Origin of the sequence: Pseudomonas sp. FFUP_PS_473 (genome assembly GCF_002858665.1) — a bacterium.
GTDB lineage: Bacteria > Pseudomonadota > Gammaproteobacteria > Pseudomonadales > Pseudomonadaceae > Aquipseudomonas > Aquipseudomonas defluvii.
This window is the reverse complement of sequence record NZ_PJQQ01000009.1, coordinates 117636-143970: the sequence shown is the minus strand read 5'-3', so window position 1 is coordinate 143970 and position 26335 is coordinate 117636. Positions and strand designations below refer to the sequence as shown.

Genomic DNA, 26335 nt, shown 5'->3' with positions numbered 1-26335 from the left:
CTTCGTCTCGGCCCGCCGCGCATAGTGGTACCCCGGCATTCAGCTAAGGAAGGGATTTCGTCGTGCGTTGGCTCAGGATTGCCATTGGCCTCACCGTCAGCCTGCTGACCCTGTTCTGCCTGTTTCCGGCGTCTGCCGAACATAGCGGTGGCTGGGCCGTTTTGCTTGACGAGCAAGCCAACCTGCAACTGAGCGATGTACGCTCCGAACGCTACCGAAACCAGTTCAGCCCTATCCAGATCAGCCGACTCAACGCTGCCGCCCCCAATCACGCACTGTGGTTGCACTATCGGCTACCCCCGGGCGAGAACGAACAACTGTTGCGTGTCTTCGCTCCGGACTTGTCCAGCCTTGATCTGTATGTGCTGGATGGCAACGTGCTGCTAAAGCAGTCTCTCAACGGCCGCGTCGGTGACACCAGCGAACCCGTGCTGCGTAGCAGTGACCACTTGTTACGACTGCCCAACAGTGCAAAGCCACTGGATGTCTATCTACGGCTGGTTTCCGAACACCAGTTGCGCCCCGACATAACCCTGCAACCTGCTGCCGAAGCCGCCGCCGACCAGCGTGAAGCCGTAATGTTCGGCCTGCTGTTCGGTTGCATTGGCATGCTGATACTGCACAACCTCGCCCGTTTCGCCTATTCACGCTCAACCACTAGCCTGGCACTGGCCGCGTATCAGGGCCTGATGCTGTTCAGCGCACTGATTCTGCTGAACCTCGGCAGCCCCTGGATCAACCTCTGGCATTCTGCCCAAACCCCTGCGGCGTACCTGACAGCGCTGTTGGCAACGCTGTGCGGCCTGGTCTTTACCGCTCGTTTTTTCAATGGCTTCGATCAGCCTCGCCTGACTCGCCTGCTGCAGGCAGACCTGCTCCTGATCAGCCTCTGCGGCCTGGTGCTGCTGTTTGTCGATACCCTGCCGCTGAACCTGATGACCTACGCCCTGATGGCGTTAGGCAGCCTGAGCATGCTGTTGGTGGCCAGCTATCAATGCTACAAGGGGTATGCGCCAGCCAGGCTGCTCACCTTGGCCATGCTGGTGTTCAACATCGGCTGCCTGGTCGTGCTCCCGGCCTTGCTGGTGCTCACACGTACGCCGACCCAATGGTTACTGTTCATCCTGCTCGGGCTGACCGCGCTCAGTGGCTTGCTGCTGAACATGGCCGTCAGTGAGCGCTTGCGTACCATCAGAGAAGCGCGCTTCAGTGCCAGCCGCGCATTGGCCGCGAGCAATGCAGAGGTCAACGCCAAGGCCGAGTTTCTCGCCAGGATCAGCCATGAAATCCGCACGCCCATGAACGGTGTGCTGGGCATGACTGAACTGCTGCTGGGCACTCCGCTGTCGGTCAAGCAGCGTGACTACGTACAAACCATTCATAGCGCCGGCAACGAACTGCTTACCCTGATCAACGAAATCCTCGACATCTCCAAGCTGGAGTCCGGGCAGATCGAACTCGACGACGTGCAGTTCGACCTCAATGCCCTGATCGAAGATTGCCTGGGGATCTTCAGGGCCAAGGCCGAACAGCAGAATGTGGAGTTGATCAGCTTCACCCAGCCGCAAGTTCCCCGGGTTATCAGTGGCGACCCGACACGCCTGCGCCAGGCCCTGCTGGGCCTGCTGGAGAATGCACTGAAGACGGTCGATCAGGGCGAAATTCTACTGGTGATCGCCCTGGACCAACGGACTGACACCCCTCGCTTGCGCATCGCCGTGCAGGACAGCGGCCAGCCGATGGCCGACAGTGATCGCGATGCCTTGCTGCAAGCGGAGCTGAACAGCCGGCACTACCTGTCCGAAAGCAAGCTGGGCGGGCATCTGGGCCTGGTCATCGCCAAGCAGTTGATCACCTTGATGCACGGCGAGTTCGGCATCAAGACCAACCCCAATCAGGGCAACACCCTCTGGATAACCCTGCCGCTGGATCCGCAGCGCCTGGAGCAACCCGCCGCCGACCTGGACGGCCCGTTGCGTGACGCCCGTGTGCTGGTGGTGGATGACAACGACACCTGCCGAAAAGTACTGGTACAGCAGTGCAGTGCCTGGGGCATGAACGTCAGTGCCGTGCCATCAGGCAAGGAAGCGCTGGCCCTGCTGCGCACCAAGGCCCACCTGCGGGACTACTTCGATGCAGTACTGCTCGACCAAAACATGCCAGGCATGACCGGGATGCAACTTGCCGCCAAAATCAAGGAAGATCCAAGCCTGAACCATGACATTCTGTTGATCATGCTCACCGGCATCAGCAATGCGCCAAGCAAGATCATCGCGCGCAACGCCGGGGTCAAGCGGATCCTGGCCAAGCCTGTGGCCGGCTATACCCTCAAGACGACCCTGGCAGAGGAACTCAGCCAGCGGGCCAAGGGGCCACACCTGCCACACGCCACATCGTTCAGCCATCAGCCACTGAAGATGCCCAGCGACTTTCGCATCCTGGTTGCCGAAGACAACAGCATTTCGACCAAGGTCATTCGGGGCATGCTGGGCAAGCTCAACCTGGAGCCCGACACGGCCAGCAACGGTGAAGAGGCTTTGGCGGCAATGAAAGCTCAGCGCTACGACCTGGTCCTGATGGATTGCGAAATGCCCGTGCTGGACGGTTTTTCCGCCACCCAGCAGTTGCGCGCCTGGGAAGCCAACACCCAACGCAAACGCACGCCGGTGGTCGCCCTGACCGCGCATATCCTTGCCGAGCACAAGGAGCGTGCACGCCTGTCGGGCATGGACGGGCATATGGCCAAGCCCGTTGAGCTGTCACAACTGCGTGAACTGATCGAACAATGGGTGGCCCGCCGAGAACAAGAGGCCAGCCAGGCGACAGGCACTGATACACTTCGTTGAGTCCATCTGCCGCGAGCCCACGCCATGCTTCATGAGTTGTTCAGCGTTTACCTGAAAATGCTCGTGCTCTACAGCCCGTTCTTTGTTCTGTCCTGTTTCATCAGCCTGACCCGTGGCTACTCCAGCAAGGAGCGCAAGCACCTGGCCTGGAAAGTCGCCATTGGCGTGCTCGTCTCCAGCGTTCTGCTGTACCTGTTCGGACGGGTAATCTTCGGCATCTTCGGTATCACCGCCGATGCCTTTCGCATTGGTGCGGGCAGCGTGCTGTTCATTTCCGCACTGGGCATGGCACAGGGCAAGTCTGCGGTGCAGACCGACAGCGTGCAGCAGGACGTCACCATCGTGCCACTGACCATACCGCTGACGGTCGGCCCAGGTACCATCGGTGCGCTGCTGGTGATGGGGGTTGGTCAACCGCACTGGGACGACAAACTGCTGGCAATCGTCAGTATCGCTGCAGCCAGCCTCACGGTCGGCCTGGTGCTCTACCTATCCAACCGCATCGAACGCCTGCTCGGCGACCAGGGCCTGCAGATCGTCAGCCGGTTGATGGGGCTGTTCGTCTGCGCCCTGGCGGCGCAAATCATCTTTACCGGGATAAAGGGCTACCTGTTACCCGGCTGAGACTGACCGCGCACAAGCATGATGTACTGCCGAGATGCTTCCGCCATTTTGCGAGCGACAACAGCGCGTCGCTCCTGCCGGAACAGGCGGGTATTGAACCGCACCAACTCGACACGCGGTTGAAAAACCTCGACCAAGCTGGAACGCTGCAGAAAGAGAAACCCCTGCTGCTTTTGCGGCACCCGGATTTCCTGATGAAAGAGCACCAAGTCGACCTGCCCAGCTTTGCTCTGCATACAGGGCAGCAGTTGAAAGCGCACCTCATCACGGGAACGGGCACTGCTTTCGAACAAGGTAAGCGCCTTGTCATCATTGGCAAGCCGCTTCACTGCAAGATCGCAAGCCTGTGCATAGTGCTCGCGCCCATCCTGACCGATCATGGCCAGCGCCGCGTCCACCACTCGCTCACGGTCCGGGCCAGGCAGCGGGGTATCTGCAGGGGGCGTAGCGTCCCACCCGAGATACTTGAGCGTGTTCTTGTAATAGGCAAACCAGTCCTCGATCTGACCTTTGTTGAAAAGATCCCGAGTCACCCGCTGCGCATACAAGTTAGCCAGCAGGACGTCCTCCCGATCATCGCCCATAACGCCTGGCAGAAACGTTGCTACGCTTCCGTCCACCACGACGGCGTTATCCTCTCGCTTGTCCAGCATGTTCATACTCCCATCCTTGTGAAGTACCGTTAGACGTCTATCGACGTCATTGAGCTATCGCGTTCCGAACGCATCATCATGGCCAAGTCTTCCCGGATCGTTGCAAAGGTGCTCTCGTGAAGCTCAGCCGTGTAAAGCGACGTGTGGATGCTGCCCTTCAAGAGCCCCAAACACAGGTCTTGAAAGGTTTGAGAACTCTCCAGGAGCAAGTTGCCTCCAAGCAGAACAGGCCCAGGTTCGACAACCACAATGCCCAGCGCCAACTGGCTGCAACCCTTCGTTGATTGACTGCCTGAACGGATTAGCGACTGCTTGACGTGGTGTTGAGTCGGTAACTCGATAAAGCGCTGTAGCACGTCCCTGACGCGGCACCTTGATAAGGTCGAAACGAGCGCTACCAGCGCCTCCGTAAAGTCCTCGACAGGCTTGGATACACCGCAGTAGACATCCCTCTCGATGCGATAGCGCTGCGCTGATACAAGCCAGCCTAACGCTGATTGCGCCTCTCGATGTACCGCTAGCCAGCCTTCATAGTCGAGAAACATCGAGCACTCGCTGTCGGCCTTTAACCGGGCAAAAAGCTGCGTATCCAGCACATCACTGCGTTCTTGCTTCGACAACGCGTGGGACAGCAGCAACAACGTACTACCACAGAGAAACTCTTCGTACTCTATTTGCATGTCAGCGCTCCCTGCTAACAAGGAGGGGGGCAATACGTCCCCCCCTCCTTTGGCGGATATCAACGCTTGAGCTTGAGGCTCAACAGGGTTTTCCGGGCGTTGTCAGCTACCTCACCCTCGACCACGTCTTTGTTACGCTCATACAGCGAGCGGTGGAAAGTGAAAGCAGCAGAACCGGTATACGTCTCGGCATTACTGCCGCTCCAGCTGAAAAACAGCAAGCCGGTTTTCTTGTCTGGCGTTTGGTTTACCTGCACGGCACCAACGGTCATGATCACCTCACCGTTAGGCTGCTCCATGCAAGACGCCACACTCAGGCTGGTACCTTGCTTGCTCACCGCATTACGGGAAATCACACTGATAGCCTCGTCAGCCTTGTCCAGTGCCTTCAGGGCATTGCCTGCAACAACCGGCAAAACAGAAGCACTGGTACCGCCGGAGCCCAGAAGGCTCACAGCACCCGCCAGAGCGTGAACCATAAGACCATCCATGGTGAACTCGCGGTTGCTGGACTTCTCCTTGCTGTAGGTGTACTTGATCGAAACCCAGCCGCAGGCCTGCATGGTTTGAATGTAAACCTCAAACCACTTCTGCCCTTCCTCATTCGGGTGATGAGCGGCGGTGGCTGCCTGGCTTGCAAACAGATGGCAGTACTTGGCTGCTTCGCGGTTGCTCAGCGACATGCCTTTGACAAACGAAAGTACTTCTCCACTTGCTACTTCTGCAACATCGCTGGAGGTGTCCAAGATTGGGTTGTTCATGATTGATTCGTCCTTGATCGTTAGTGGTAACAGAGCCAGTGATGACTCTGCGCCCACACTAAGACAACGATCCAGGTCATTCAGGACAGAAACACTTCCCGGCTGATCCCGCTCAGCTAGCTGGCTTGTCGCCATACCAGCGTGGCGTGTACACCCATTGGCCGCCCTCAGGACGAGGGAACACGCAGGTGGTGGACGAGCCGACCAACACCATGGTGCGCATGTCCACCTGCTCAGGGGTCAGCTCCCCGAGGGTGATGACGCGCAATGTTTGCCCCGGCCTACCGATATCACGGCCAAGGACTACAGGCGTCTGCGCCGTACGGTGCTGACGTACGATTTCCAGGGCACGCCCCAGTTGCCAAGGCCGCGAACGCGAAATCGGGTTATAGAAAGCCAGCGCCAGGTCTGCCTGAGCCGCCAGGTCGAGGCGTTTCTCGATAATCGACCACGGTTTGAGGTTGTCCGACAGCGACAGTACACAGAAGTCATGGCCCAATGGCGCACCCGCTTGAGCGGCGGAGGCCAGCGAGGCTGAAACCCCCGGCAGGATCTCCAGGTCAACCGCATGCCAGGCCGGGTCGTCTGACTCATGAAGGGCTTCCAGTACCGCTGAGGCCATGGCGAACACGCCGGGATCCCCCGACGATACCACCACCACCGAACGGCCCTGGACCGCCAACTCGAACGCGTGACGCGCGCGCTGCATCTCTTCGCGGTTATCGGTGCAATGCAGCACCTGATCGTCGCGGAACGGGCCAGCCATACGCACGTAGGTCTCGTACCCCAGCACATCGTTGGCGCGGGCCAACTCGGCCTTGACCGCCGGCACCATGAACTGCGCAGCACCTGGCCCCAGGCCAATCACCGCCAGTCGACCACGGGCACGGCCGATTGACTGAACGTCGATAGGCTGACTGGCCACGGCAATCGCAATGCCGTCACCCATCGCCTGAGGCAGCAGCAGTTGAGGCAGGGCCTGTGCCGCCAGTGCCACAACACTGTCAGCAGCCGGGGCGAAACGCAAGGCAACGCCCAACTCAGCCGCGGCATCACGCAGCGCCGGGCTGCTCATCTCGCTGTCTGCCGCCAACAGGCAGGCCAGCGCGGGCTCGGCAATCTTCGCCGCCTGCAGGGCAGCGCGCACGGCCTGAGCCGGTTCAGGCACTGTTGCGCTGATTGCCACCAATACGCAGCGCGGATGGATCAACAGCTCATGGGGCGAAGGCTCACGGGCTTCACAGCTGACATGGATCGAACGCTGCGCCTGTTCATCGTGCGGCAGTTGGGCTTGAGCCAACCAAGGCGCAGCCCCTTCAATACGCACCGGCTCACCAGCCAGCAGGTCGGAGACAAAGCGCTTACCCAGCTCAAGATCAGCCAAGGCATAACCACTGGGCGGGTTGAGCAGGCAGGTGCCAAAGCGCAATTCTCCACTGGTGGTGATCGCCGCCGCGACGCCCAGGCCGGCGGCAATTTCACGGGCCATTACGTTGACGCCACCCAGCCCCCCCAGCAACGGCACCACGGCGCTACCATCTTCGGCCACGGCCAGCACCGGAGGCTCAGCGCCCTTCTCCAGCAACAGGTCGGCCAAGGTACGGATGACAATACCAGCGGCGCACAGGGCGATAATCGGCGTGTCCTGCTGATACAGCTGGCGCAGGGTCTGGCCGAACGCCTGATAACTCAGGTCGGCACCCTCGACCCGGCCCGCGAGGCCATGGATAAGGGCGTCGGGATACACCTGCTGGATTTTCCGGGCAGTGGCCAGGCTGCCCTTGCCGAGAATCACGATGGCCGGAGCCTTGCGCGCCATCACCCTTGCCACCTCTCACCCGGCACGATAATCAGCGAGAAATAAGGTGACGATTGCGGGTCGACCTCATCCAGCGCGACGATCTTCTGATTGGCCATGGTCGCCCGCTCGACATACAACGCACGCTCGGCCAGCCCCAGTTCGCTCAGCACCTGACGGACCTTGGGGAAGTTGCGCCCCAGCTTCATGATCACTGCCGCATCGGCATCGGCCAGGCGGCGCTTGAGTTCTTCGTGTGGCAACACGCCCGAGAGAACCGACAGGCTCTGGTTGCGATACACCAGCGGCGCGCCCAACACAGAAGCACCGCCCAGCATCGAGCAGACACCCGGCACCACCTGTGCGTCGTAACGCTCGGCAAGGCGGTCGTGCAGGTACATGTATGAGCCGTAGAAGAACGGATCGCCTTCGCAGATCACCGCCACATCGCGACCGGCATCCAGGTGCGCCGCCACGTCAAGGCTGGCCTGATCGTAGAAATCGCTGATGACCTGCTCATAGGACAATGGCGCTGGCAGTGCTTCGGTGGTCACCGGATAGACCAGTGGCAACAGGGTCTGGGCATCCTGCAAATGCGCTTCGATAATGCCGAATGCGTTGCCACGCTTACCCTTGGCAACAAAGTACGCCACCACCGGCGCCTCGCGCAGCAGGCGCAAGGCCTTGACGGTGATCAGCTCCGGATCACCCGGGCCGACGCCCAGGCCAAGCAATCGTCCACGAGCCTGCATCACTCCACCTCCGTGGCCAGGGCGTTGACCGCCGCTGCGGCCATGGCGCTGCCGCCACGGCGGCCTTCGACGATCACAAACGGCACGCCACGGCTATCAGCGGCGAGCATGGCCTTGGACTCGGCAGCACCGACAAAGCCCACCGGGAACCCCAGGATCAGCGCGGGCTTGGGCGCCCCGGCATCAATCATTTCCAACAGGTAGAACAAGGCGGTGGGGGCATTGCCAATCACCACCACACTGCCTTCCAGGAAAGGGCGCCACAGCTCCAGCGCCACCGCCGAGCGGGTGTTGCCCAGCTCGCGGGCCAGGTCCGGCACGCTGTCGTCCTTGAGGGTGCAGATCACCTCGTTGTTAGCCGGCAGGCGCGCACGGGTAATGCCTTCGGCAACCATCCGCGCATCACAGAGAATCGGCGCACCCGCCGCCAGCGCATCGCGCCCGGCCTTGCCCGCACCCGGGGAGAAACGCAGGGCATCAACCACCTCGACCATGCCGCACGCGTGAATCACCCGCACCGCGAGCTTTTCCAGGTCAGCCGGAATCCGCTCAAGACGGGCTTCCTGGCGAATGATGGCGAAGGAGTTGCGATAAATCTCCTGGCCGTCGCGGATGTAATCAATCATCGATGTTGCTCCATAAGCGGGTGTCCAGATAAACGCCCGCTTCTTCTATTGTCAGATTGCGCCCGCTGAGGACGCCCAGGCCCGGCTGCGCCGGGTCGTGAAAATACAGGTCGTAATGACCGGGGCCCACGGCCAGCAGCGTGGCTGGCGCGGCATGGGCCATGGCACAGGAGCGCTGGCAGCCGCTGAGGTGAACAGCACCAAGCGCTCCCGATCGGGACAGCAGCGGGGCCAGCCGCTGGGCATCGCCCTTGGTGTCGGACAGCGCCTTGGCGCAGCCCGTCGAACCGGTGCACGCGACCAGTCGGGCCAAGGGTTCACGCACGTCACACAGCAACCCCAATGCGCTCAAACCGGCCAAGGCCGCCGAGGCCTGCTCCACGGCGACGTTCGGCAACAGCACACCCTGCCACGGCGTCATGCGCAAGCTACCGTCACCCCACTCGCGCGCAAGCCGCGCAACACCACGCAATTGCTCGACACTCAACCGCCCCAATGGGGCCACTGCACAGACGGCCGCATGATCAGGCTGAAGCTGTGGGTAGACTCCCAGCGGCTGGGCAAGGTCACCCACGCCCCTGCGCCACTGGCGAACGGCAACATCGCGCCGTAGCGTCAGGGGCAAACGGGCAACGAACGCCTCCACGTCCATTGTCGCCAACAACTGGCGCATACGCGCCTGCTCAGGCGAAGCCAGATCAAGAAAGGTGTTCAGTACCGCCAGCACCAGCGCATGCCCTTGTGCCAACGGCACCGCGCCCAATGCGCCGTCCTCACTCGGGCACCCTGCCAGCCCGAATGCCAGCCAGGGCTGACCTTCCAGGCTCAGTGCCGATAGCCACAGGTCATGAGGGTGACGGAGCATGGCCATCGCTTCACCGCCATCCAGCTGCACGGCGAACTTGGGTGAGAGTTGCTGAAAACGTGGGCTGCTTTGCAACGAATCGAGAATCTGCCGGGCCAATGGCCGGGTATCGAACAGCATGGCGCGGTCCAGGCCCGCCGTTGGGCTGAGCATCAGGTTGCGCACATCATCACCGGCCATCTGGGTCGGCCCCAGGCCCGCCGCGAGCAAACAGGCAATCAACGCGTCGCGCTCGGTGCCGATGCCGCGAATCTGCAGGTTGCTGCGGTTGGTCAGCTCGATCACTCCGATGGCAAAACGCTCGGCCGCCTCGGCCACCGCATCAGCCTGGCCGGCACTGATTTCGCCGCCATTGAGCTTGATCCGGGAAATACCGCCATCCAGCGCCTGGACGATGCGCCACAACCCCGGACAGGCCGAGGGGCGTAACGCAGGGGACGGCTGTAGCTCGTTCAAAAGATCACCCGATAATCGTCAAAAGGCGCTGGTCGTTGGAAGGCGCGGTATTATGCCTGCTTTGTCCGGCAGCAGGATAAGCCTGCTGGTCGGATTGGCAGTGTAGAGGATGCGGCATGGCCCCCTGGCTCACCCTGGTAGGAATCGGCGAAGACGGCTTCAACGGCCTCGGCAAGCAAGCCCGCAGGGCGCTGCTCGGCGCTGCGCGGGTGTTTGGCAGCCCACGGCAGTTGGCCTTGCTGCCACGCTGCATCGGCGCTGAACGCGAGCCCTGGCCTAGCCCGTTTTCCTTGACGCCGTTGTTGGCGCTGCGCGGTGAAGCGGTGTGTGTATTGGCCAGTGGCGACCCCATGCTGTATGGCGTGGGCGCTAGCCTGGCACGTCAGGTCACGGCCAGTGAAATGACCGTGCTACCGGCACCGTCTTCCTGTTCGCTGGCGGCGGCCCGGCTCGGCTGGCCGCTGCAAGACGTTGTCACCCTCTCGGTCGTCGCTCGCCCGGTCGCCGCGGTGGCCGCTCACCTCTATACCGGTCAGCGCCTGCTGGTGCTGAGCAACGACGCCAGCAGCCCTGCAGCGCTGGCCGAACTGCTGCGTGCCCGAGGCTTTGGCGCCAGCCGCATGGTGGTGCTGGAGCACTTGGGTGGCCCGCTGGAGCGCCAACACGAAGGGCATGCCAATACCTGGTCCAACCCGGACGTGGCAGCACTGAATGTCGTTGCCATCGACTGCCAGGCCGACCCCGACGCGCCGCGCCTGTCGCCCTTGGCCGGCCTGCCGGATTCCGCCTTTCGTCATGATGGCCAGATCACCAAGCGCGATGTACGCGCCATCACCCTCGCCCGGCTCGCCCCGCAACCTGGCGAACTGCTCTGGGACGTTGGCGCCGGCAGCGGCTCCATCGGCATCGAATGGATGCGCGCGCATCCCAGTTGCCGGGCTCTGGCCATTGAGGCCGACGAAGGCCGCCAACAGCTGATTGAACACAACCGCGATGCACTCGGCGTACCCGGCCTGCAACTGATCCGCGGGCGCGCACCGCACGCGCTGGCAGGCCTGGAGCAGCCCGATGCAATCTTCATCGGCGGCGGTGTCACCCGTGAGGGTGTGCTGCAGCACTGCTGGAATCAGTTGCGCCCCGGGGGCCGCCTGGTCGCCAACGCCGTGACCCTGCAAAGTGAGGCCACCCTGGCCGACTGGCGTGAGCGCCACGGCGGCGAACTGACCCGTATTCACATCGCCCAGGCGCAGCCGCTGGGTGAGTTCGACACGTGGCGCCAGGCGCTCCCCATTACCCTGCTCGATCTGGTCAAACCCCTCGATGCGTGACGAAACGGCCGAACAACCCGCGCCACTGCGCAGTGGCCTGACCACCGGTAGCTGCGCCACAGCCACCAGCCTGGCGGCGGCTCGCCTGTTGCTGACGGGGCAAGCCAGTGATGCGGTGCAGATCACCCTGCCCAAGGGCAAGGTCGTGCAGATGCGCCTGGAGTTCTGCCGTTTGCTCGACGATGGCGCCGAAGCGGGAACCCTCAAGGATGCCGGTGACGACCCGGATGTCACCCACGGTGCGCTGCTCTACAGCCGCGTTCGCCTGCAAGCACAGCCGGGCGTACGGTTTGTCGCGGGCAGCGGCGTCGGCACCGTGACCCGCCCCGGGCTGGTGCTGGCGGTGGGCGAGCCAGCCATCAATCCTGTGCCTCGGAAGATGATGACTGAACACCTGCAACGGCTGGCAGAGGAAGCCGCCTACGCCGGAGGGTTTGAAGTGACTGTGAATGTCCGCGATGGCGAAAACCTCGCCTTGAAAACCATGAACCCACGCCTGGGGATTCTCGGCGGGCTGTCGATTCTCGGTACCAGCGGCATCGTCCGACCGTTTTCCTGCGCAGCCTACATCGCCTCGATTCATCAAGGCATCGATGTCGCCAGAACCAACGGTTACCTGCACATCGCAGCCTGCACCGGCAATGCCAGTGAAGACACCATGCGCCAGTACTACAACTTGCCGGAAATCGCCCTGATCGAAATGGGCGACTTCGTCGGTGCGGTGCTCAAGCACCTGCGCAAGGTGCCTGTGGACAAGCTGAGTATCTGCGGGGGGTTCGGCAAGATCAGCAAGCTGGCCGCCGGGCACATGGACCTGCACAGCCGCCACTCCAGTATCGACCTGCCACAGTTGGCCGGGTGGGCCGCTGCCATTGGTGCCGACGCCGAGCTACAGGCGGCCATCATCCAGGCCAACACCAGCCAGCAGGCGCTAGCGCTGGCTCACGCGGCGGGCGTAGCCTTGGGCGATGCCGTCTGCGCTCATGCCCGGGCCTTCGCGCAAACCATCGTCCCACCCCAGGTGCAGGTGGAAGTCTTCGCCATCGACCGCCAAGGCGGCATTGTCGGCCAGGCGGGTGTGCAATGAGCCCACGTATCCTGCTGCTCGGAGGCGTCACCGAAGCCTTGGCCATAGCGCGTCAACTGGGCCCCGAGCACGTCTACAGCCTGGCGGGGGTTGGGCGCGTGCCACAGGATCTGCCCTGCCAGGTGCGCGTTGGCGGGTACGGCGGCGCACAAGGTCTGGCGGCGTACCTACAGGCAGAAGGCATCCGCCTGCTGATCGACGCCACACACCCGTACGCCGCACAAATCAGCCACAACGCGGTTCTCGCGGCCAAGCAGGTGGGCATTCCGTGCTGGGCACTGCGTCGCACGGCCTGGCAAGCACAACCTGGAGATGACTGGCGTGAAGTGGCCGACTGGGGCGAACTGATGCAGGCGCTGGCCCCCTTCCAGCGCCCGCTGTTCACCCTGGGCCGCGAGCCGTTGCAGCACCTGGACGAGATACCGTCCCAGCAATTCTGGACCCTGCGCGCACTGGAGAGCTGCCTTGGCAACGAGCGCTGCGAAATCATCGGTGCACGCGGGCCGTTCTGCATCGACGACGAACGTGCCTTGTTTGAGCGTCGGCAGATCGACGTGCTGATCAGCAAGAACAGTGGCAGCAGCGCCACCGAGCCCAAACTGGACGTGGCGCGCGAGCGCGGGGTGCCGGTGTTGATTCTCAAGCGCCCGGCATTGCCGGAGGCAGACCGCCTGTTCTGGTCGACACAGGCATTGCTGGAGGCGCTGCGTTAAACGCCCGGTCAGTCCGGCAGGCTCAGCCTGCGGCACTTCATCGCACCCGGGCTTTTGTACTTATACTGGCACTTCTGGCTAAATGGCCAACACTCACGATTCCTGACCGGATCTTTCCATGCCACGACAACGGCTTGCCTATGCCTGGATCGCCTGCATCGCCGTATTGGTGAACATGCTGGCGATGCCGTTGTCTGCGGCAGCCCCCAAGGGGCAAGCCGAGCAACTGCTCTGGGGGGCGTTCTGCTCTGGCAGCGGTACGCAGTTGGTAGCGATTTCGCTGGGCCAGACCGAGCCCGGGCCGGCGAATGACGATCATTCCGTGATGCAGCACTGCTGGTGCTGCTCCGGATCGGCACCCGTGCTGGCGCTACCGGCACAAGCACCGCGACTGCTGTTGCCCGAACAGGCGTTTGGCATACCGCAACCCCTGTTCAGCACGCTTCAGCCAACACCGCGGCAATTGTGGCCCGCCCTCAATCCTCGTGCTCCACCTCTGGTTTGATTCTCTACGCTATCCGTTGCGAAACCGAATCGACTGGAGAACTACCATGCTATTGAAAGCCTTTGCCCTGGCCGCCCTGTTGCTGCCGGTGACGTTTGCCAACGCCCATGAATACACTAAGGGCGATCTGCACATCGCGCACCCATGGTCGCAAGAACTACCGCCCAACGCGCCCAATGTGGCGGCCTATTTCGTTGTTCACAACAAGGGCAACAACGCCGACCGCCTACTCAGCGTCGCCTCCCCCATCAGCGACAATGCCGAGCTGCACGAGCACCTGATGAAGGACGGCCTGATGAAGATGCAGCAGGTGCCTAGCGTCGTCGTTCCCGCCGGCAGCGACCTGGTCTTCGCCCCTGGCGCCTATCACGTCATGCTCATGCAACCCAAGGACCGCAGCCTGCTGCGCGACGGCAAGCGCTTTCCACTCACACTGCATTTTGAGAAAGCCGGCGATATCACGGTTGAGGTCGCGGTACAGAAGCAGCCGCCCGAAGAGGCTGCCCACAGCCATTGATCGCTGACGCGTCCCCGCGATGAGCACCTTGCGCCAACGCCAGATCCGGCCCGCATCACCTCGCGGCAGCTGGCTGAGCCTGTTCGCCATGTTGATGATCTTCATCGGCCCACTGATTTCTCAGTCGATGCCGATGGATCATCGTGCCTCCATGCCTGCGGGCATGGAGATGGCCTGTCACGAGGGTGCTCAGGCGACCAGCGCACACAAGGCCTCACCGTCACTGCACGTCCTGTGGGAGAAGTGCGGCTACTGCAGCCTGTTCTTCCACTGCCCGGCCCTGCCCCAGACGCACAGCCTGCTGGACAGCACCGTCACACCGGCCAGCACAGGGCTGATCGTCCAGCCTCGCCAAGGCCATGCCCGCCAAGCGATCTTCCCCGGCGCTCGAACCCGCGCTCCGCCTACCTCGTTTTCAGTCTGAACCCACTTGTTATCGAACTCGGCCCGGGCGTCTGCCCGAAGGTCGACGTCTGCCTTTGACTGAAAAACGTTGGAATGATTATGTCTGGCTGCACCGCTATGTTTCGTCTGTCCCTGCGCGGCACTATCGCCGTGGCCTGTGGCTCCCTGCTCAGCCCGTTCATCCTGGCCGCCGAGCAAGGCCATGAGAACCACACTCAAGACCCAGCCGAACTGAGCCCCACGGTCATCACCGCTGTGGCGCCCAGTTCACCGCTGACCGTGGTCACCAACCCCAAGGACCCTCGCCAGCCCGTACCCGCCAGCGACGGTGCCGACTACCTGAAGACCATCCCCGGGTTCTCCGCCATTCGCGCAGGCGGCACCAACGGCGACCCGGTGCTGCGCGGCATGTTCGGCTCACGCCTGAACATCCTCACCAACGGCGGCGTAATGCTCGGCGCCTGCCCAAACCGTATGGATGCGCCGACGTCCTACATCGCACCGGAAACCTACGATCGCCTGACCGTGATCAAAGGCCCGCAGACCGTCCTCTGGGGGCCGGGCGCATCAGCAGGAACCATCCTTTTCGAGCGCGAGCCCGAGCAATTCGGCGAGCTTGGCAGCCGGGTCAACGCCAGCGTGCTGGCTGGCTCCAACGGCCGCTTCGACAAGGTGCTGGACGCGGCGGCAGGCGGCCAGTTGGGCTATGTACGTGTCATCGGCAACCAATCGCACTCGGATGACTACGAGGATGGTAACGGCGATACGGTGCCGTCCCGCTGGGACAAGTGGAACGGCGACGTCGCCCTCGGCTGGACGCCAGACGCCGATACCCTGCTGGAGCTGACCGCCGGCAAGGGCGATGGTGAAGCGCGGTATGCCGGGCGAGGCATGGACGGGTCGCAGTTCAAACGCGAAAGCCTGGGCCTGCGTTTCGAGAAATCCAACCTTGGCGACGTGCTCGACAAGGTCGAAGCGCAGGTCTACTACAACTACGCCGATCACGTGATGGATAACTACAGCCTACGCACACCGCCCACCAGCGGCATGATGGCCGGGCCGATGGTCAGCAACGTCGACCGCCGCACCATGGGCGCGCGGATCAAGGCGACCTGGCGCTGGGCCGACGTGAAGCTGATCAGCGGTATCGATGCGCAGACCAACGAACACCGCCAACGTGGCGGCATGGGCATCGATGCACACAAAGACAAACCGTGGACCAAAGATGCCGACTTCCACAACTACGGCGTGTTTGGTGAACTGACCTGGGAAACCACCCAGCAGGATCGGCTGATCACCGGCGCACGCCTGGACCGCGCCTCGGCCAAAGACTATCGCAAGACCACCTCAGGCATGATGCCGCGGCCCAACCCCACCTACGGTGACACCCGTGCCGACACCCTGCCCAGCGGTTTTGTACGCTATGAGCACGACCTCGCGGCCATCCCGGCTACCACCTACATCGGCCTCGGGCATGCCCAGCGCTTCCCGGACTACTGGGAACTGTTCTCGCCCAAATCCGGCCCTGACGGCTCGGTGAATGCCTTCGACGCGATCAAGCCAGAGAAAACCACCCAGCTCGACTTCGGTATCCAGTACCAGACCGACGTGGTCGAGGCCTGGGCCTCCGGTTATGTTGGCCAAGTGCGCGACTACATCCTGTTCGACTACACCCAGAACAGCTCCCAGGCCCAGAACATCGATGCACGGATCATGGGCGGTGAGCTCGGTGCCGCCTACAAGCTGACCTCCAACTGGAAGGCCGATGCCACCCTGGCCTACGCCTGGGGCAAGAACAGCAGCGATGGCGCGGCCCTGCCACAAATGCCTCCGTTGGAAAGCCGCCTGGGCCTGACCTACAGTCGCGATGACTGGAGTGCCGGCGCGCTGTGGCGCGTGGTAGCGGCGCAGAACCGCATTGATGAAAACAAAGGCAACGTGGTCGGCAAGGACTATGAAAAGAGTGGGGGCTTCGGCGTGTTCTCGCTCAACGGCGCTTACCGCGTGAACAAGAACCTCAAGCTCAGCACGGGCGTCGACAACCTGTTCGACAAAGCCTACGCCGAACACCTGAACCTGGCGGGTAACGCCGGCTTCGGTTATCCGGCCAATGACCCACAAGCGATCAACGAGCCGGGCCGTACGTTCTGGACCAAAGTCGACCTGAGTTTCTGATGCAGCCGGGCGCGGCTGAAAAGCCGCGCCCACACCGCTGGAGCGTGCAATGAAAAAAATACAACCGTCTTTCTACAACCTGGCCTGGCGCTGGCACTTCTACGCCGGGTTGTTCGTGGCTCCGATTATGATCCTGCTGGCCATCACCGGGATCATCTACCTGTTCAAGCCACAGCTTGATCCGCTGATGTACCGTGACCTGATGGTGGTCGAGGCGGGCCATCACCGGCAAAGCGCCGACGCCCTGAAACAACACGTACAACACGCCTACCCCCAGGGACATATCGGGCAATACCTGCCAGCCACGGCGCCCGATCGCAGTGCGCAATTCGTGGTGCATGAGGGCGGGCGAGAACTGAATGTATTCATCGACCCCTACACCGGCACTGTACTCGGCGCGCAGGATGCCAAGCGCAACCTGCAAGCGGTGGCCCGTGCGCTACACGGCGAGCTGATGATCGGCACGGTCGGTGACCGCGTGGTTGAATTGGCCGCAGGCTGGGGCATCGTCCTGGTGGTGTCCGGGCTGTACCTGTGGTGGCCACGCGGCAAAGCTTCGGCTGGCGTGCTGTGGCCGCGCCTGGGCGCACGCGGGCGTCTGTTCTGGCGCGACCTGCATGCCGTCAGCGGTTTCTGGGGCTCAGCCTTACTGTTGCTGATGTTACTCAGTGGCATGACCTGGACCGGCTTCTGGGGCAAACAATACGCCGACCTGTGGAACCGCTTTCCGGCGGCCATGTGGAACGAAGTACCGCAGTCCGACCAGCAGGCCCGCACCCTCAACAACGCCAACCGGCAGACCGTGCCTTGGGCCGTGGAAAACACGCCAATGCCACAATCCGGCGCGCACGCTGAACATGCCGGTCACGTGGCCGCAAACTCTGCGCCCGCGTTGCCACAGGTAAGCCTGCAACAGGTCGAAGACATTGCCACTGCGCGCCAGGTTGAACCGGGCTACAGCATCACCCTGCCGAGCACGGCCGAAGGTGTTTTCACCATTGCCGTGTTCGCCGACGACCCGCGTAACGACGCCACCCTGCATGTCGACCAGTACACCGGCAAGGTGCTGGTGGATGTGCGCTGGCAGGATTACAACAGCGTTGCCCGAGCCACTGAGCTGGGGGTGATGTTGCACGAGGGCAAATTGTTTGGCCTGGTCAACCAGCTCATCGTATTGCTGATCTGCCTGATGATCCTGCTGGGCTCGGTCAGCGGGCTGGTGATCTGGTGGAAACGCCGACCTCAGGGCGGGCTGGGCGTACCGCCCCTGCGACATGACCTGCCACGCTGGAAGTCGGCCACCGTGATCATGCTCGGCCTGGGCATTGCCTTCCCGCTGGTGGGTGCCTCGATGCTGGTGGTATGGCTGCTGGACCGAGGGCTGGGCCGTCGCGTCCTGGCACCGGCAACCTGACCTCGCCCTGCCCGACTCAATACCAGCCATGAGCCATTCCTGTGCAATCGCCCCCGTAACGAGCGTACCGGGGCGTCATCACAGTGCATTCCATTTGCCCCTGAACCTGTAAACACGCAGCCCACCAGCCTGTACACAAGTCGGCACAGCGCTTGCTAACGCTCTCTCCTGAAGTCGCCATCTGCCAAACAGAACAATCGAATTCAATGGAGAGTGCACTATGAAGCGTCGCAGTCTGATCAAGGCCTTTACCCTGAGCGCATCCATCGCCGCGATGGGCTTGAGCTGGAGTATCCAGGCCGCCGAGACCATCAAGGTCGGCATCCTGCATTCGCTGTCGGGAACCATGGCGATTTCCGAGACATCGCTCAAGGACATGGCGCTGATGACCATCGAACAGATCAACGCCAAGGGTGGGGTCAATGGCAAGTTGCTGGAACCTGTCGTGGTCGACCCGGCCTCGAATTGGCCGCTGTTCGCCGAGAAGAGCCGCCAACTGCTGACCCAGGACAAGGTCGCCGTGGTATTCGGCTGCTGGACATCGGTATCGCGCAAGTCCGTGCTGCCGGTGTTCGAAGAGCTCAACGGCCTGCTGTTCTACCCCGTGCAATATGAAGGCGAGGAAATGTCGCCGAATGTCTTCTACACCGGTGCAGCGCCGAACCAGCAGGCCATTCCGGCGGTGGAGTACCTGATGAGCGAAGAAGGCGGCGCGGCCAAGCGCTACTTCCTGCTTGGCACCGATTACGTCTACCCACGCACCACCAACAAGATTCTGCGCGCCTTCCTGCACAGCAAGGGCGTGGCCGACAAGGACATCGAAGAGGTCTACACGCCGTTCGGGCACAGCGATTACCAGACCATCGTCGCCAACATCAAGAAGTTCTCCGCAGGCGGCAAGACCGCAGTGATCTCCACTGTCAATGGCGACTCCAACGTGCCGTTCTACAAGGAACTGGCCAACCAGGGCCTGAAAGCGACCGACGTACCGGTGGTGGCTTTCTCGGTGGGCGAAGAAGAACTGCGCGGCATCGACACCAAGCCGCTGGTCGGGCACCTGGCCGCCTGGAACTACTTCGAGTCAGTGGAAAACCCGGTGAACAGCCAGTTCGTCGCCGACTGGAAGGCCTATGCCAAAGCGAAGAACCTGCCAGGTGCCGACAAGGCCGTGACCAATGACCCGATGGAAGCCACCTACGTTGGCATTCACATGTGGGCACAGGCCGTGGAAAAGGCCAAGTCCACCGACGTCGACAAGGTTCGCGAAGCCTTGGCCGGCCAGAGCTTCAAGGCACCATCGGGCTTCACCCTGACCATGGACAAGAGCAACCACCACCTGCACAAGCCGGTCATGATCGGCGAGATCCAGGACGACGGTCAGTTCAACGTGGTCTGGCAGACCGAGCAACCGCTGCGCGCGCAACCCTGGAGCCCCTTTATCCCTGGCAACGACAAGCGCCCGGACTATGCAGTGAAGGGCAACTGAGTAGTCCCTCCCTGCAGGTACTGGCACAGCCGGTGCCTGCAGGCCCTCCTCAAGAGACATCACTATGCTCACTGCCGTGTACCGTTTGATCATCGGCCTCGCCTTGCTGCTGCCTCTGGCCGCAGAGGCCGGCGACGCCGACTACTTCGTCGCTGCCAACGCCACCGAACAGGCCCGCCTGCTGCAGGCTTGGGCGGCACAACCCGACCCGGCCCGGCTGGCACTGCTCACATCACTGCAGCAAGGCCGCATCAGCCCGGACGATAGCCGCAAGTTGCGCCTGAACAACCGTCTGCGCGGTCTGCTGGATAACGCACTGGCCAGCCATCAACTGCTGGTCGAGGATCCCCGCGTACGGCTCAGTGCCGCGCAACAGTTGCAGAAAAGCGCGCAGCCGGCCCAGGTTGCCTTTCTCGACCGCCGTTTCGCCAGCGAAGCAGACAGCGCCGTGCACGCGGCCCTCGGCCTGGCCTTGGCCAACCTGCAACTGGCCGCCAGCGACCCGGCGGTGCGTCTGGCCGCTGTACGCCTGCTCGGCGAAACCGGCGACCCGATGGCCCGCACCCGCCTGGAGAGCCTGCTTGACCCAGCGGTGGAAACCCATGAAGCCGTGCGCACCGCCGCTGAAACCAGCCTGGCCCAAGTCAAGCGCAAGCTGTTGATCGGTGAACTGCTCGGCCAGGCATTCAGTGGGCTGTCACTCGGCTCGATCCTGTTGCTGGCGGCGCTGGGCCTGGCGATTACCTTCGGCCTGTTGGGCGTGATCAACATGGCCCACGGCGAGATGCTGATGCTTGGCGCCTACTCGACCTATGTCGTGCAGGTACTCGTGCAACGCCTGATGCCCGAGGCACTACCGTTCTATCCGTTGCTGGCGCTACCGGTGGCGTTCTGCGTCAGTGCCGGGGTCGGCATGCTGCTGGAGCGCACGGTGATTCGTCACTTGTATGGTCGCCCGCTGGAAACCCTGCTCGCGACCTGGGGCATCAGCCTGATGCTGATTCAGGCAGTCCGCCTGCTGTTCGGCGCGCAGAACGTCGAGGTCGCCAACCCGGCCTGGCTGTCTGGCGGGCTGCAGGTATTGCCTAACCTGGTGCTGCCGTACAGCCGCCTGGTGATCATCGGCTTCGCCCTGTTCGTGGTACTGCTGACCTGGTTGCTGCTCAACCGCACACGCCTTGGCCTGAACGTGCGGGCGGTGACACAGAACCGCAACATGGCCGCCTGCTGCGGCGTACCCACCGGGCGTGTGGACATGCTCGCCTTCGGCCTTGGTTCGGGCATCGCCGGCCTCGGCGGCGTAGCCCTGAGCCAGATCGGCAACGTCGGCCCGGACCTCGGCCAGAGCTACATCATCGACTCGTTCCTGGTGGTGGTGCTTGGCGGCGTCGGGCAATTGGCCGGCAGCCTCTGGGCGGCCTTCGGCCTGGGCGTGGCCAACAAACTGCTGGAGCCGCAGATCGGTGCGGTACTCGGCAAGATCCTGATCCTTGCGCTGATCATTCTGTTCATCCAGAAACGCCCGCAAGGCCTCTTTGCACTCAAGGGACGGGTAATCGACTGATGAACCAGCCACTCTTGATCCGCGCCACACAGAAAGCCGGGCTGCGCCTCTCGCTGGCCGTCGGCGCTGCGGTACTGCTAACCCTGCTGGCACTGCCGCTACTGTCACTGCTGCCCGACGGCCACAGCCTGCAGGTATCGGCCTACACCCTGACCCTGGTCGGCAAAATCCTCTGCTATGCCATCGTTGCCCTGGCGCTGGACCTGGTCTGGGGCTATGCCGGCCTGCTCTCCCTCGGTCACGGGCTGTTTTTTGCCCTGGGCGGTTACGCCATGGGCATGTACCTGATGCGCGAAGCAGCCGGTGACAGCCTGCCGGCCTTCATGACCTTCCTGTCCTGGAGCGAACTGCCCTGGTACTGGGCCGGCACCCAGCACTTCGCCTGGGCGCTGTGCCTGGTGGTATTGGCACCCGGGCTGCTGGCGCTGGTGTTCGGCTTCTTCGCTTTTCGTTCGCGCATCAAGGGCGTGTACTTCTCGATCATGACCCAAGCCCTGACGTTCGCCGGGATGCTGCTGTTTTTCCGCAACGAGACCGGCTTTGGCGGCAACAACGGCTTCACCAGTTTCCGCAGCATTCTGGGCTTCGACATCACCGCCCAGGGCACCCGCGCCGTGCTGTTTCTGCTGACCGTCGCGCTATTGCTGGCCAGCCTCTACATCGGCTGGCGGCTGGCGCGCAGCAAGTTCGGCCGGGTTCTGACCGCCCTGCGCGATGCTGAAAACCGCTTGATGTTCTGCGGTTACGACCCCCGTGGTTTCAAACTCTTCGTCTGGGTGCTCAGCGCCGTGCTGTGCGGCCTGGCCGGCGCCCTGTACGTGCCACAGGTGGGCATCATCAATCCCAGTGAAATGTCACCGACCAACTCCATCGAAGCGGCGGTGTGGGTCGCCCTTGGCGGGCGCGGCACCTTGATCGGGCCGCTGCTCGGTGCCGGTCTGGTCAACGGCATGAAGAGCTGGTTCACCGTGGCGTTTCCGGAGTTCTGGCTGTTCTTCCTCGGGGCACTGTTCATTCTGGTCACCCTGTACCTGCCCAAGGGCGTGGTCGGCCTGCTGAAGAAAAGAGGCGAACAATGAGAACGACACCACTGCCGGTGGTTCATCCGGAATTCATGCTCGAGCCCATCCTGGACGCCGGCAGCGGGCGCGATGCCATTGGCCTCGGCCAACGTCGCGGCGAAGGGCTGGAGGTGCGCCACGGCACGGTACTGACACTGGAAGATATCAGCGTCAGCTTCGATGGCTTCAAGGCCCTCAACAGCCTCAACCTGTACATCGGTGTCGGCGAGTTGCGCTGCATCATTGGCCCCAACGGGGCGGGCAAGACCACCTTGATGGACGTGATTACCGGCAAGACCCGCCCCAACACCGGCAACGCCTGGTTCGGCGATACCCTGGACCTGACCCGCATGAGCGAGGTGAAAATCGCTCAAGCCGGCATCGGGCGCAAGTTCCAGAAACCAACGGTGTTCGAGGCGTTGAGCGTGTTCGAGAACCTTGAGCTGGCGCAGAAGAACGACAAATCGGTGTGGGCCTGCCTTGGCGCGCACCTGCGTGCTGAGCAGCGCGACCGGATCGACGAGGTGCTCAAGACCATCCGCCTCGACGGCTCAGCCCTGCGCCCTGCGGGCCTGCTTTCCCACGGCCAGAAACAGTTTCTGGAGATCGGCATGCTGCTGATGCAGGACCCGCAACTGCTGCTGCTCGACGAGCCCGTGGCGGGCATGACCGACGCGGAAACCGAGTTCACCGCCGAGCTGTTCAAGGGCCTGGCGGGCAAGCACTCGCTGATGGTGGTCGAACACGACATGGGCTTCGTCGGTGCCATTGCTGACCACGTCACGGTACTGCACCAGGGCAGCGTGCTGGCCGAAGGCTCACTGGAACAGGTACAGGCCGATGACCGGGTCATCGAGGTGTATCTGGGCCGCTAGGAGATTGCCATGCTGAAAGTCGATTCGCTTCATCAATACTACGGCGGTAGCCACATCCTGCGCGGCCTGTCATTCGAGGCCAAGGTCGGTGAGGTGACCTGCCTGCTGGGCCGCAACGGTGTCGGCAAGACCACCCTGCTGCGCTGCCTGATGGGCCTGCTGCCGGTTCGCGAAGGCACGGTGCAGTGGGAGCATAACCCCATCACTGCACTCAAGCCGCATCAACGGGTAGAGGCTGGCATTGCCTACGTGCCTCAGGGGCGCGAGATCTTCCCACGCCTGAGCGTGGAGGAAAACCTGTTGATGGGGCTCTCTCGCTTCAGTGCCAAAGAGGCCAAAAGCGTACCGGCGTTCATCTATGAGCTGTTCCCGGTACTGCTACAGATGAAACACCGTCGTGGCGGCGACCTATCCGGTGGCCAACAACAGCAATTGGCGATTGGCCGGGCGCTGGCCAGCCGCCCTCGCCTGTTGATCCTCGATGAGCCCACCGAAGGTATCCAGCCCTCGGTGATCAAGGAAATCGGTGCGGTGATCCGCACCCTGGCAGCGCGTGGCGACATGGCGATCCTGCTGGTGGAGCAGTTCTATGACTTCGCCGCCGAACTCGCCGATCAGTACCTGGTGATGTCTCGGGGCGAGATCGTCCAGCAGGGTCGCGGCAAAAACATGGAGGCCGAGGGTGTACGCGGGCTGGTAACCATTTAACCTGAACAACTGCCTTACGCCTTGAGAACCTGCCATGACCTACCTGATCCGCGATGCCGTTCACGCCGACCTGCCGGGCATCCGTGATATCTACAACGACGCCGTGCTGAACACCACGGCGATCTGGAACGAACAACCGGTCGACCTGGACAACCGCCGGGCCTGGTACGAGGCGCGCCAAACGCAGCAGTACCCGATCCTGGTGGCCGTCGACGCAGCCGGTGAGGTGCTAGGCTACTCATCATTCGGTGACTGGCGTCCTTTCGAAGGGTTTCGCCACACGGTCGAGCATTCGGTCTACATCCGCGCCGATCAACGTGGCAAAGGCCTCGGCCCGGCCTTGATGCAGGCCTTGATCGGACGTGCACGGGCCTGCGGCAAACATGTGATGGTGGCGGCTATCGAAAGCGGCAACCAGGCGTCGATTCACCTGCATGAACGCCTGGGTTTCACCCTGAACGGAAACATGCCTCAGGTGGGCGTGAAGTTTGGCCGCTGGCTGGACCTGACCTTCATGCAATTGATCCTCAACCCGGGTGCACAGCCCATGGAGTGACCGCTGATGAACGCTGCCCAATTACACCGCGTGACCCACGAAAGTTTTGCGCATTACCGCGACGGCCTGGTGGCGCTGTTGCTTGACGCGGTTCGTCAGGGCGCATCGGTTGGTTTTCTCGCGGATATCGACGCCCAGCAGGCCAACAACTACTTCGACGAGGTCAAGGCACGCCTGACCACGGGTGAGTTGCTGCTGTGGGTCGTGAGCAAGGACAAGGATGTGCTGGGCAGTGTTCAACTCGGTTTGTGCCAGAAGCCCAATGGCCTTAACCGTGCCGAAGTGCAGAAGTTGTTGGTACATGGCAATGCTCGCCGACGCGGGCTGGGCCAGCAGTTGATGCAGGCGCTGGAGCACACGGCGCGCAAGGAACGGCGCGGTCTGCTGTACCTGGACACCGAGGCGGGCTCGGAGGCAGAGGCGTTTTACCGGTCCCAGGGCTACATCCGTGCCGGTGAAATCCCGGACTATGCCTGTGGGCCGGACGGCACCTACCGACCGACAGCGTTGTATTACAAATTACTGTAACCGGCAGCCTGCGTCGTCGAAGCGCCGACACAGCTGGCGCGACGCCCGGGCCACAAGCTCAGACCTTTAAAAAGCGTCCCAGGCGCTGCCTGAGCATGCTGTTTTCGCTGCGTAACTGCTGCACTTCCTCCAGCAGCTCCAGCGCCAGCGCTACGCCCTCCCACTCCAGGCCAAGGTCGCGCTGCAATTTCGCTGCGCGCCTGGCCAGGACCGACGCCTGTTCGTCGAACAGCCATTCCTCCGGCGTTCGCCCTGACGGTTCAACAATGCCGTGTTCGACTATTTCGATCACATAGGCCGCCGGTAGATCGGCTTCCTGACAAAAGGTCTGCATGTCCAGTTGAACGATCAGGGTGCTCATAATCAGCTACTCCATTGTGCTCTCGGATTGAACCCGGCCTTCTCCGACAGTTTGGTCCACAGTTCGCGGGTGGCGGCATCGGACTGGCTTGGCATCACCACCTTCAACTGCGCATAGAGGTCGCCACGCTCGCCCTGCTTGTTGGCCAGGCCCATGCCCTTGACCCGCAGGCGCTGACCGCTCTGGCTGTCCGGACGAATGGTCAGGTTGATCTTGCCGGTCAGGGTCGGTACGGCCACCTTGGTACCCAGCGCCGCCTCCCACGGTGCCAGCGGCACGGTAATGATCAGGTCATGGCCTTCGACATCGAACAGCGGGTGCGGTGCCATGCGGATGGTCAGGTACAGGTCGCCACTTGCGCCACCACCAATACCCGGCGCCCCCTGGCCCTTGAGGCGGATGCGCTCACCGTCGGTGACACCGGCGGGAATTTTCACGTTCAGCGTCTTGGTGGTGTCACCGGTGCGCTGACCATGGCCGTTGTACTGCGGCACCTTGAAGCTGATCTGCTTCGACTCGCTGGCCAGGGACTCTTCAAGGAAAATCGCCAGTTCCATTTCCACGTCTTGCCCTCGCCGACCAGCGCTGCGTTGCTGCTGACCACGGCCAAACGGGCTGCCGTTGCCACGCCCGCCAGCACCGAAGATAGAGCTGAAAAACTCGGAGAAGTCGCCACCGGCAAAACCGCCACCGGCCCCGGCACCACCACGGCTTTCCCAGCCCGGCGGCCCCTGGAACGGTCGACCATGCTGACCGTACTTGCGCAACTCATCGTACTCGGCGCGTTTTTCCGGGCTGCTGAGCGCCTCATAGGCCTCGTTGGCCTCCTTGAATTTTTCCTCGGCGTCACGCTCCTTGCTGACGTCAGGGTGATATTTGCGCGCAAGCTTGCGGTAGGCGGTCTTGATCGCCTTGTCATCCGCTGTCGGCTCTACGCCCAAAATCTTGTAATAGTCTTTGAAGTCCATCTAAGGAATCACCATCAGTTATC

The 26335-nt window shown here is 62.4% G+C and carries 26 protein-coding genes; 17 read left to right on the top strand and 9 right to left on the bottom strand.

From position 1 onward, the window contains the following. The first annotated feature begins 62 nt into the window (after window positions 1-62). Together CYD26_RS08680 and CYD26_RS08675 are read left to right on the top strand one after the other, a co-directional pair. Entirely contained in the window at window positions 63-2846 is a 2784-nt protein-coding gene (locus CYD26_RS08680) for a hybrid sensor histidine kinase/response regulator (RefSeq protein ID WP_102052378.1), read from the top strand. 24 nt (window positions 2847-2870) lie between these two features. Further along, window positions 2871-3470, top strand: a complete 600-nt coding sequence (locus tag CYD26_RS08675) for a MarC family protein (RefSeq protein ID WP_099773433.1) — start codon at window positions 2871-2873, stop codon at window positions 3468-3470. Here CYD26_RS08675 and CYD26_RS08670 read toward each other — a convergent pair. The 7 genes from CYD26_RS08670 to cobG all read right to left on the bottom strand — a co-directional run bounded on the left by CYD26_RS08670 (window position 3452) and on the right by cobG (window position 10061). Next, the gene (locus CYD26_RS08670) at window positions 3452-4129 is read right to left on the bottom strand and encodes a hypothetical protein (protein ID WP_099773432.1); all 678 of its coding nucleotides are present in this window, start codon (window positions 4127-4129) and stop codon (window positions 3452-3454) included. The two genes, CYD26_RS08675 and CYD26_RS08670, sit on opposite strands and share 19 nt — an antisense overlap. Window positions 4130-4152: 23 nt before the next feature. After that, a complete protein-coding gene (locus tag CYD26_RS08665) occupies window positions 4153-4803 on the bottom strand; it encodes a hypothetical protein (protein WP_102052377.1) in 651 nt (216 codons plus the stop codon). Between the two features lie 59 nt (window positions 4804-4862). Further along, the gene (locus CYD26_RS08660) at window positions 4863-5564 is read right to left on the bottom strand and encodes a hypothetical protein (RefSeq protein ID WP_099773430.1); all 702 of its coding nucleotides are present in this window, start codon (window positions 5562-5564) and stop codon (window positions 4863-4865) included. A gap of 112 nt (window positions 5565-5676) precedes the next feature. Beyond that, on the bottom strand, window positions 5677-7383 hold the full coding sequence (gene cobJ / locus CYD26_RS08655) for a precorrin-3B C(17)-methyltransferase (RefSeq protein ID WP_102052376.1): 1707 nt from the start codon (window positions 7381-7383) through the stop codon (window positions 5677-5679). Continuing rightward, window positions 7383-8114 (bottom strand): precorrin-2 C(20)-methyltransferase, encoded by a 732-nt coding sequence (locus tag CYD26_RS08650; RefSeq protein ID WP_065757934.1) that lies wholly within the window; start codon window positions 8112-8114, stop codon window positions 7383-7385. The genes cobJ and CYD26_RS08650 overlap by 1 nt, the downstream gene beginning before the upstream one ends. Next, the gene (locus tag CYD26_RS08645) at window positions 8114-8740 is read right to left on the bottom strand and encodes a precorrin-8X methylmutase (protein WP_065757933.1); all 627 of its coding nucleotides are present in this window, start codon (window positions 8738-8740) and stop codon (window positions 8114-8116) included. The genes CYD26_RS08650 and CYD26_RS08645 overlap by 1 nt, the downstream gene beginning before the upstream one ends. Further along, window positions 8733-10061: a precorrin-3B synthase gene (gene cobG / locus CYD26_RS08640; RefSeq protein WP_099773428.1), complete on the bottom strand. Its 1329-nt coding sequence runs from the start codon at window positions 10059-10061 to the stop codon at window positions 8733-8735. The genes CYD26_RS08645 and cobG overlap by 8 nt, the downstream gene beginning before the upstream one ends. Before the next feature lie 116 nt (window positions 10062-10177). On the opposite strand from cobG, the gene CYD26_RS08635 reads away from it, so the two are divergent. The 15 genes from CYD26_RS08635 to CYD26_RS08565 all read left to right on the top strand — a co-directional run bounded on the left by CYD26_RS08635 (window position 10178) and on the right by CYD26_RS08565 (window position 24983). Beyond that, the gene (locus tag CYD26_RS08635) at window positions 10178-11389 is read left to right on the top strand and encodes a bifunctional cobalt-precorrin-7 (C(5))-methyltransferase/cobalt-precorrin-6B (C(15))-methyltransferase (protein ID WP_065757931.1); all 1212 of its coding nucleotides are present in this window, start codon (window positions 10178-10180) and stop codon (window positions 11387-11389) included. Further along, window positions 11382-12476 (top strand): cobalt-precorrin-5B (C(1))-methyltransferase, encoded by a 1095-nt coding sequence (locus tag CYD26_RS08630; RefSeq protein WP_065757930.1) that lies wholly within the window; start codon window positions 11382-11384, stop codon window positions 12474-12476. Before CYD26_RS08635 ends, CYD26_RS08630 begins: the two co-directional genes overlap by 8 nt. Continuing rightward, the gene (locus CYD26_RS08625) at window positions 12473-13189 is read left to right on the top strand and encodes a cobalt-precorrin-6A reductase (protein WP_102052375.1); all 717 of its coding nucleotides are present in this window, start codon (window positions 12473-12475) and stop codon (window positions 13187-13189) included. Before CYD26_RS08630 ends, CYD26_RS08625 begins: the two co-directional genes overlap by 4 nt. 118 nt (window positions 13190-13307) lie before the next feature. Next, on the top strand, window positions 13308-13694 hold the full coding sequence (locus CYD26_RS08620) for a DUF2946 domain-containing protein (protein WP_065757928.1): 387 nt from the start codon (window positions 13308-13310) through the stop codon (window positions 13692-13694). A 46-nt stretch (window positions 13695-13740) separates the two neighbouring features. Further along, window positions 13741-14211, top strand: a complete 471-nt coding sequence (locus CYD26_RS08615) for a copper chaperone PCu(A)C (protein ID WP_065757927.1) — start codon at window positions 13741-13743, stop codon at window positions 14209-14211. Window positions 14212-14230: 19 nt separating this feature from the next. Then, a complete protein-coding gene (locus CYD26_RS08610; protein ID WP_065757926.1) occupies window positions 14231-14635 on the top strand; it encodes a DUF2946 domain-containing protein in 405 nt (134 codons plus the stop codon). An 80-nt stretch (window positions 14636-14715) separates the two neighbouring features. Then, entirely contained in the window at window positions 14716-16791 is a 2076-nt protein-coding gene (locus CYD26_RS08605) for a TonB-dependent copper receptor (RefSeq protein WP_065757925.1), read from the top strand. Between the two features lie 49 nt (window positions 16792-16840). Next, entirely contained in the window at window positions 16841-18205 is a 1365-nt protein-coding gene (locus tag CYD26_RS08600) for a PepSY domain-containing protein (RefSeq protein ID WP_102052374.1), read from the top strand. A gap of 220 nt (window positions 18206-18425) precedes the next feature. Then, the gene (urtA, locus tag CYD26_RS08595) at window positions 18426-19691 is read left to right on the top strand and encodes an urea ABC transporter substrate-binding protein (RefSeq protein WP_065757923.1); all 1266 of its coding nucleotides are present in this window, start codon (window positions 18426-18428) and stop codon (window positions 19689-19691) included. 64 nt (window positions 19692-19755) lie between these two features. Then, window positions 19756-21255 (top strand): urea ABC transporter permease subunit UrtB, encoded by a 1500-nt coding sequence (gene urtB, locus CYD26_RS08590; RefSeq protein WP_102052373.1) that lies wholly within the window; start codon window positions 19756-19758, stop codon window positions 21253-21255. Beyond that, complete coding sequence (gene urtC / locus CYD26_RS08585; protein WP_065757921.1) at window positions 21255-22334, top strand: urea ABC transporter permease subunit UrtC; 1080 nt, start codon at window positions 21255-21257, stop codon at window positions 22332-22334. Before urtB ends, urtC begins: the two co-directional genes overlap by 1 nt. Then, window positions 22331-23191 carry an urea ABC transporter ATP-binding protein UrtD gene (urtD, locus tag CYD26_RS08580; protein WP_102052372.1) on the top strand — a complete coding sequence of 287 codons (861 nt, stop codon included), beginning with the start codon at window positions 22331-22333 and terminating at the stop codon, window positions 23189-23191. Before urtC ends, urtD begins: the two co-directional genes overlap by 4 nt. 9 nt (window positions 23192-23200) lie before the next feature. After that, window positions 23201-23899, top strand: coding sequence for an urea ABC transporter ATP-binding subunit UrtE (gene urtE / locus CYD26_RS08575; RefSeq protein WP_065757919.1), 699 nt, complete (start codon window positions 23201-23203; stop codon window positions 23897-23899). Window positions 23900-23933: 34 nt separating this feature from the next. Then, complete coding sequence (locus tag CYD26_RS08570) at window positions 23934-24455, top strand: GNAT family N-acetyltransferase (protein WP_099773423.1); 522 nt, start codon at window positions 23934-23936, stop codon at window positions 24453-24455. Window positions 24456-24461: 6 nt separating this feature from the next. Beyond that, window positions 24462-24983 (top strand): N-acetyltransferase, encoded by a 522-nt coding sequence (locus CYD26_RS08565; protein ID WP_065757917.1) that lies wholly within the window; start codon window positions 24462-24464, stop codon window positions 24981-24983. A 58-nt stretch (window positions 24984-25041) separates the two neighbouring features. On the opposite strand, the gene CYD26_RS08560 is transcribed toward CYD26_RS08565, so the two are convergent. Together CYD26_RS08560 and cbpA are read right to left on the bottom strand one after the other, a co-directional pair. Then, window positions 25042-25347 carry a chaperone modulator CbpM gene (locus CYD26_RS08560; protein ID WP_065757916.1) on the bottom strand — a complete coding sequence of 102 codons (306 nt, stop codon included), beginning with the start codon at window positions 25345-25347 and terminating at the stop codon, window positions 25042-25044. Continuing rightward, window positions 25347-26312, bottom strand: coding sequence for a curved DNA-binding protein (gene cbpA / locus CYD26_RS08555; protein ID WP_065757915.1), 966 nt, complete (start codon window positions 26310-26312; stop codon window positions 25347-25349). The genes CYD26_RS08560 and cbpA overlap by 1 nt, the downstream gene beginning before the upstream one ends. Window positions 26313-26335: the final 23 nt, after the last annotated feature.

Bases quoted from the DNA above. Each gene is read 5' to 3' on its own strand.
- urtB (WP_102052373.1), top strand. From the start codon at position 19,756: ATGCTCACTGCCGTGTACCGTTTGATCATCGGCCTCGCCTTGCTGCTG.
- CYD26_RS08600 (WP_102052374.1), top strand. From the start codon at position 16,841: ATGAAAAAAATACAACCGTCTTTCTACAACCTGGCCTGGCGCTGGCAC.
- CYD26_RS08605 (WP_065757925.1), top strand. From the start codon at position 14,716: ATGTCTGGCTGCACCGCTATGTTTCGTCTGTCCCTGCGCGGCACTATC.
- CYD26_RS08620 (WP_065757928.1), top strand. From the start codon at position 13,308: ATGCCACGACAACGGCTTGCCTATGCCTGGATCGCCTGCATCGCCGTA.
- CYD26_RS08635 (WP_065757931.1), top strand. From the start codon at position 10,178: ATGGCCCCCTGGCTCACCCTGGTAGGAATCGGCGAAGACGGCTTCAAC.
- cbpA (WP_065757915.1), bottom strand. From the start codon at position 26,312: ATGGACTTCAAAGACTATTACAAGATTTTGGGCGTAGAGCCGACAGCG.
- urtA (WP_065757923.1), top strand. From the start codon at position 18,426: ATGAAGCGTCGCAGTCTGATCAAGGCCTTTACCCTGAGCGCATCCATC.
- cobJ (WP_102052376.1), bottom strand. From the start codon at position 7,383: ATGGCGCGCAAGGCTCCGGCCATCGTGATTCTCGGCAAGGGCAGCCTG.
- CYD26_RS08665 (WP_102052377.1), bottom strand. From the start codon at position 4,803: ATGCAAATAGAGTACGAAGAGTTTCTCTGTGGTAGTACGTTGTTGCTG.
- CYD26_RS08565 (WP_065757917.1), top strand. From the start codon at position 24,462: ATGAACGCTGCCCAATTACACCGCGTGACCCACGAAAGTTTTGCGCAT.
- CYD26_RS08630 (WP_065757930.1), top strand. From the start codon at position 11,382: ATGCGTGACGAAACGGCCGAACAACCCGCGCCACTGCGCAGTGGCCTG.
- CYD26_RS08610 (WP_065757926.1), top strand. From the start codon at position 14,231: ATGAGCACCTTGCGCCAACGCCAGATCCGGCCCGCATCACCTCGCGGC.
- CYD26_RS08675 (WP_099773433.1), top strand. From the start codon at position 2,871: ATGCTTCATGAGTTGTTCAGCGTTTACCTGAAAATGCTCGTGCTCTAC.
- CYD26_RS08645 (WP_065757933.1), bottom strand. From the start codon at position 8,740: ATGATTGATTACATCCGCGACGGCCAGGAGATTTATCGCAACTCCTTC.
- urtD (WP_102052372.1), top strand. From the start codon at position 22,331: ATGAGAACGACACCACTGCCGGTGGTTCATCCGGAATTCATGCTCGAG.
- urtE (WP_065757919.1), top strand. From the start codon at position 23,201: ATGCTGAAAGTCGATTCGCTTCATCAATACTACGGCGGTAGCCACATC.
- CYD26_RS08615 (WP_065757927.1), top strand. From the start codon at position 13,741: ATGCTATTGAAAGCCTTTGCCCTGGCCGCCCTGTTGCTGCCGGTGACG.
- CYD26_RS08660 (WP_099773430.1), bottom strand. From the start codon at position 5,564: ATGAACAACCCAATCTTGGACACCTCCAGCGATGTTGCAGAAGTAGCA.
- CYD26_RS08650 (WP_065757934.1), bottom strand. From the start codon at position 8,114: ATGCAGGCTCGTGGACGATTGCTTGGCCTGGGCGTCGGCCCGGGTGAT.
- CYD26_RS08670 (WP_099773432.1), bottom strand. From the start codon at position 4,129: ATGAACATGCTGGACAAGCGAGAGGATAACGCCGTCGTGGTGGACGGA.
- urtC (WP_065757921.1), top strand. From the start codon at position 21,255: ATGAACCAGCCACTCTTGATCCGCGCCACACAGAAAGCCGGGCTGCGC.
- CYD26_RS08625 (WP_102052375.1), top strand. From the start codon at position 12,473: ATGAGCCCACGTATCCTGCTGCTCGGAGGCGTCACCGAAGCCTTGGCC.
- CYD26_RS08570 (WP_099773423.1), top strand. From the start codon at position 23,934: ATGACCTACCTGATCCGCGATGCCGTTCACGCCGACCTGCCGGGCATC.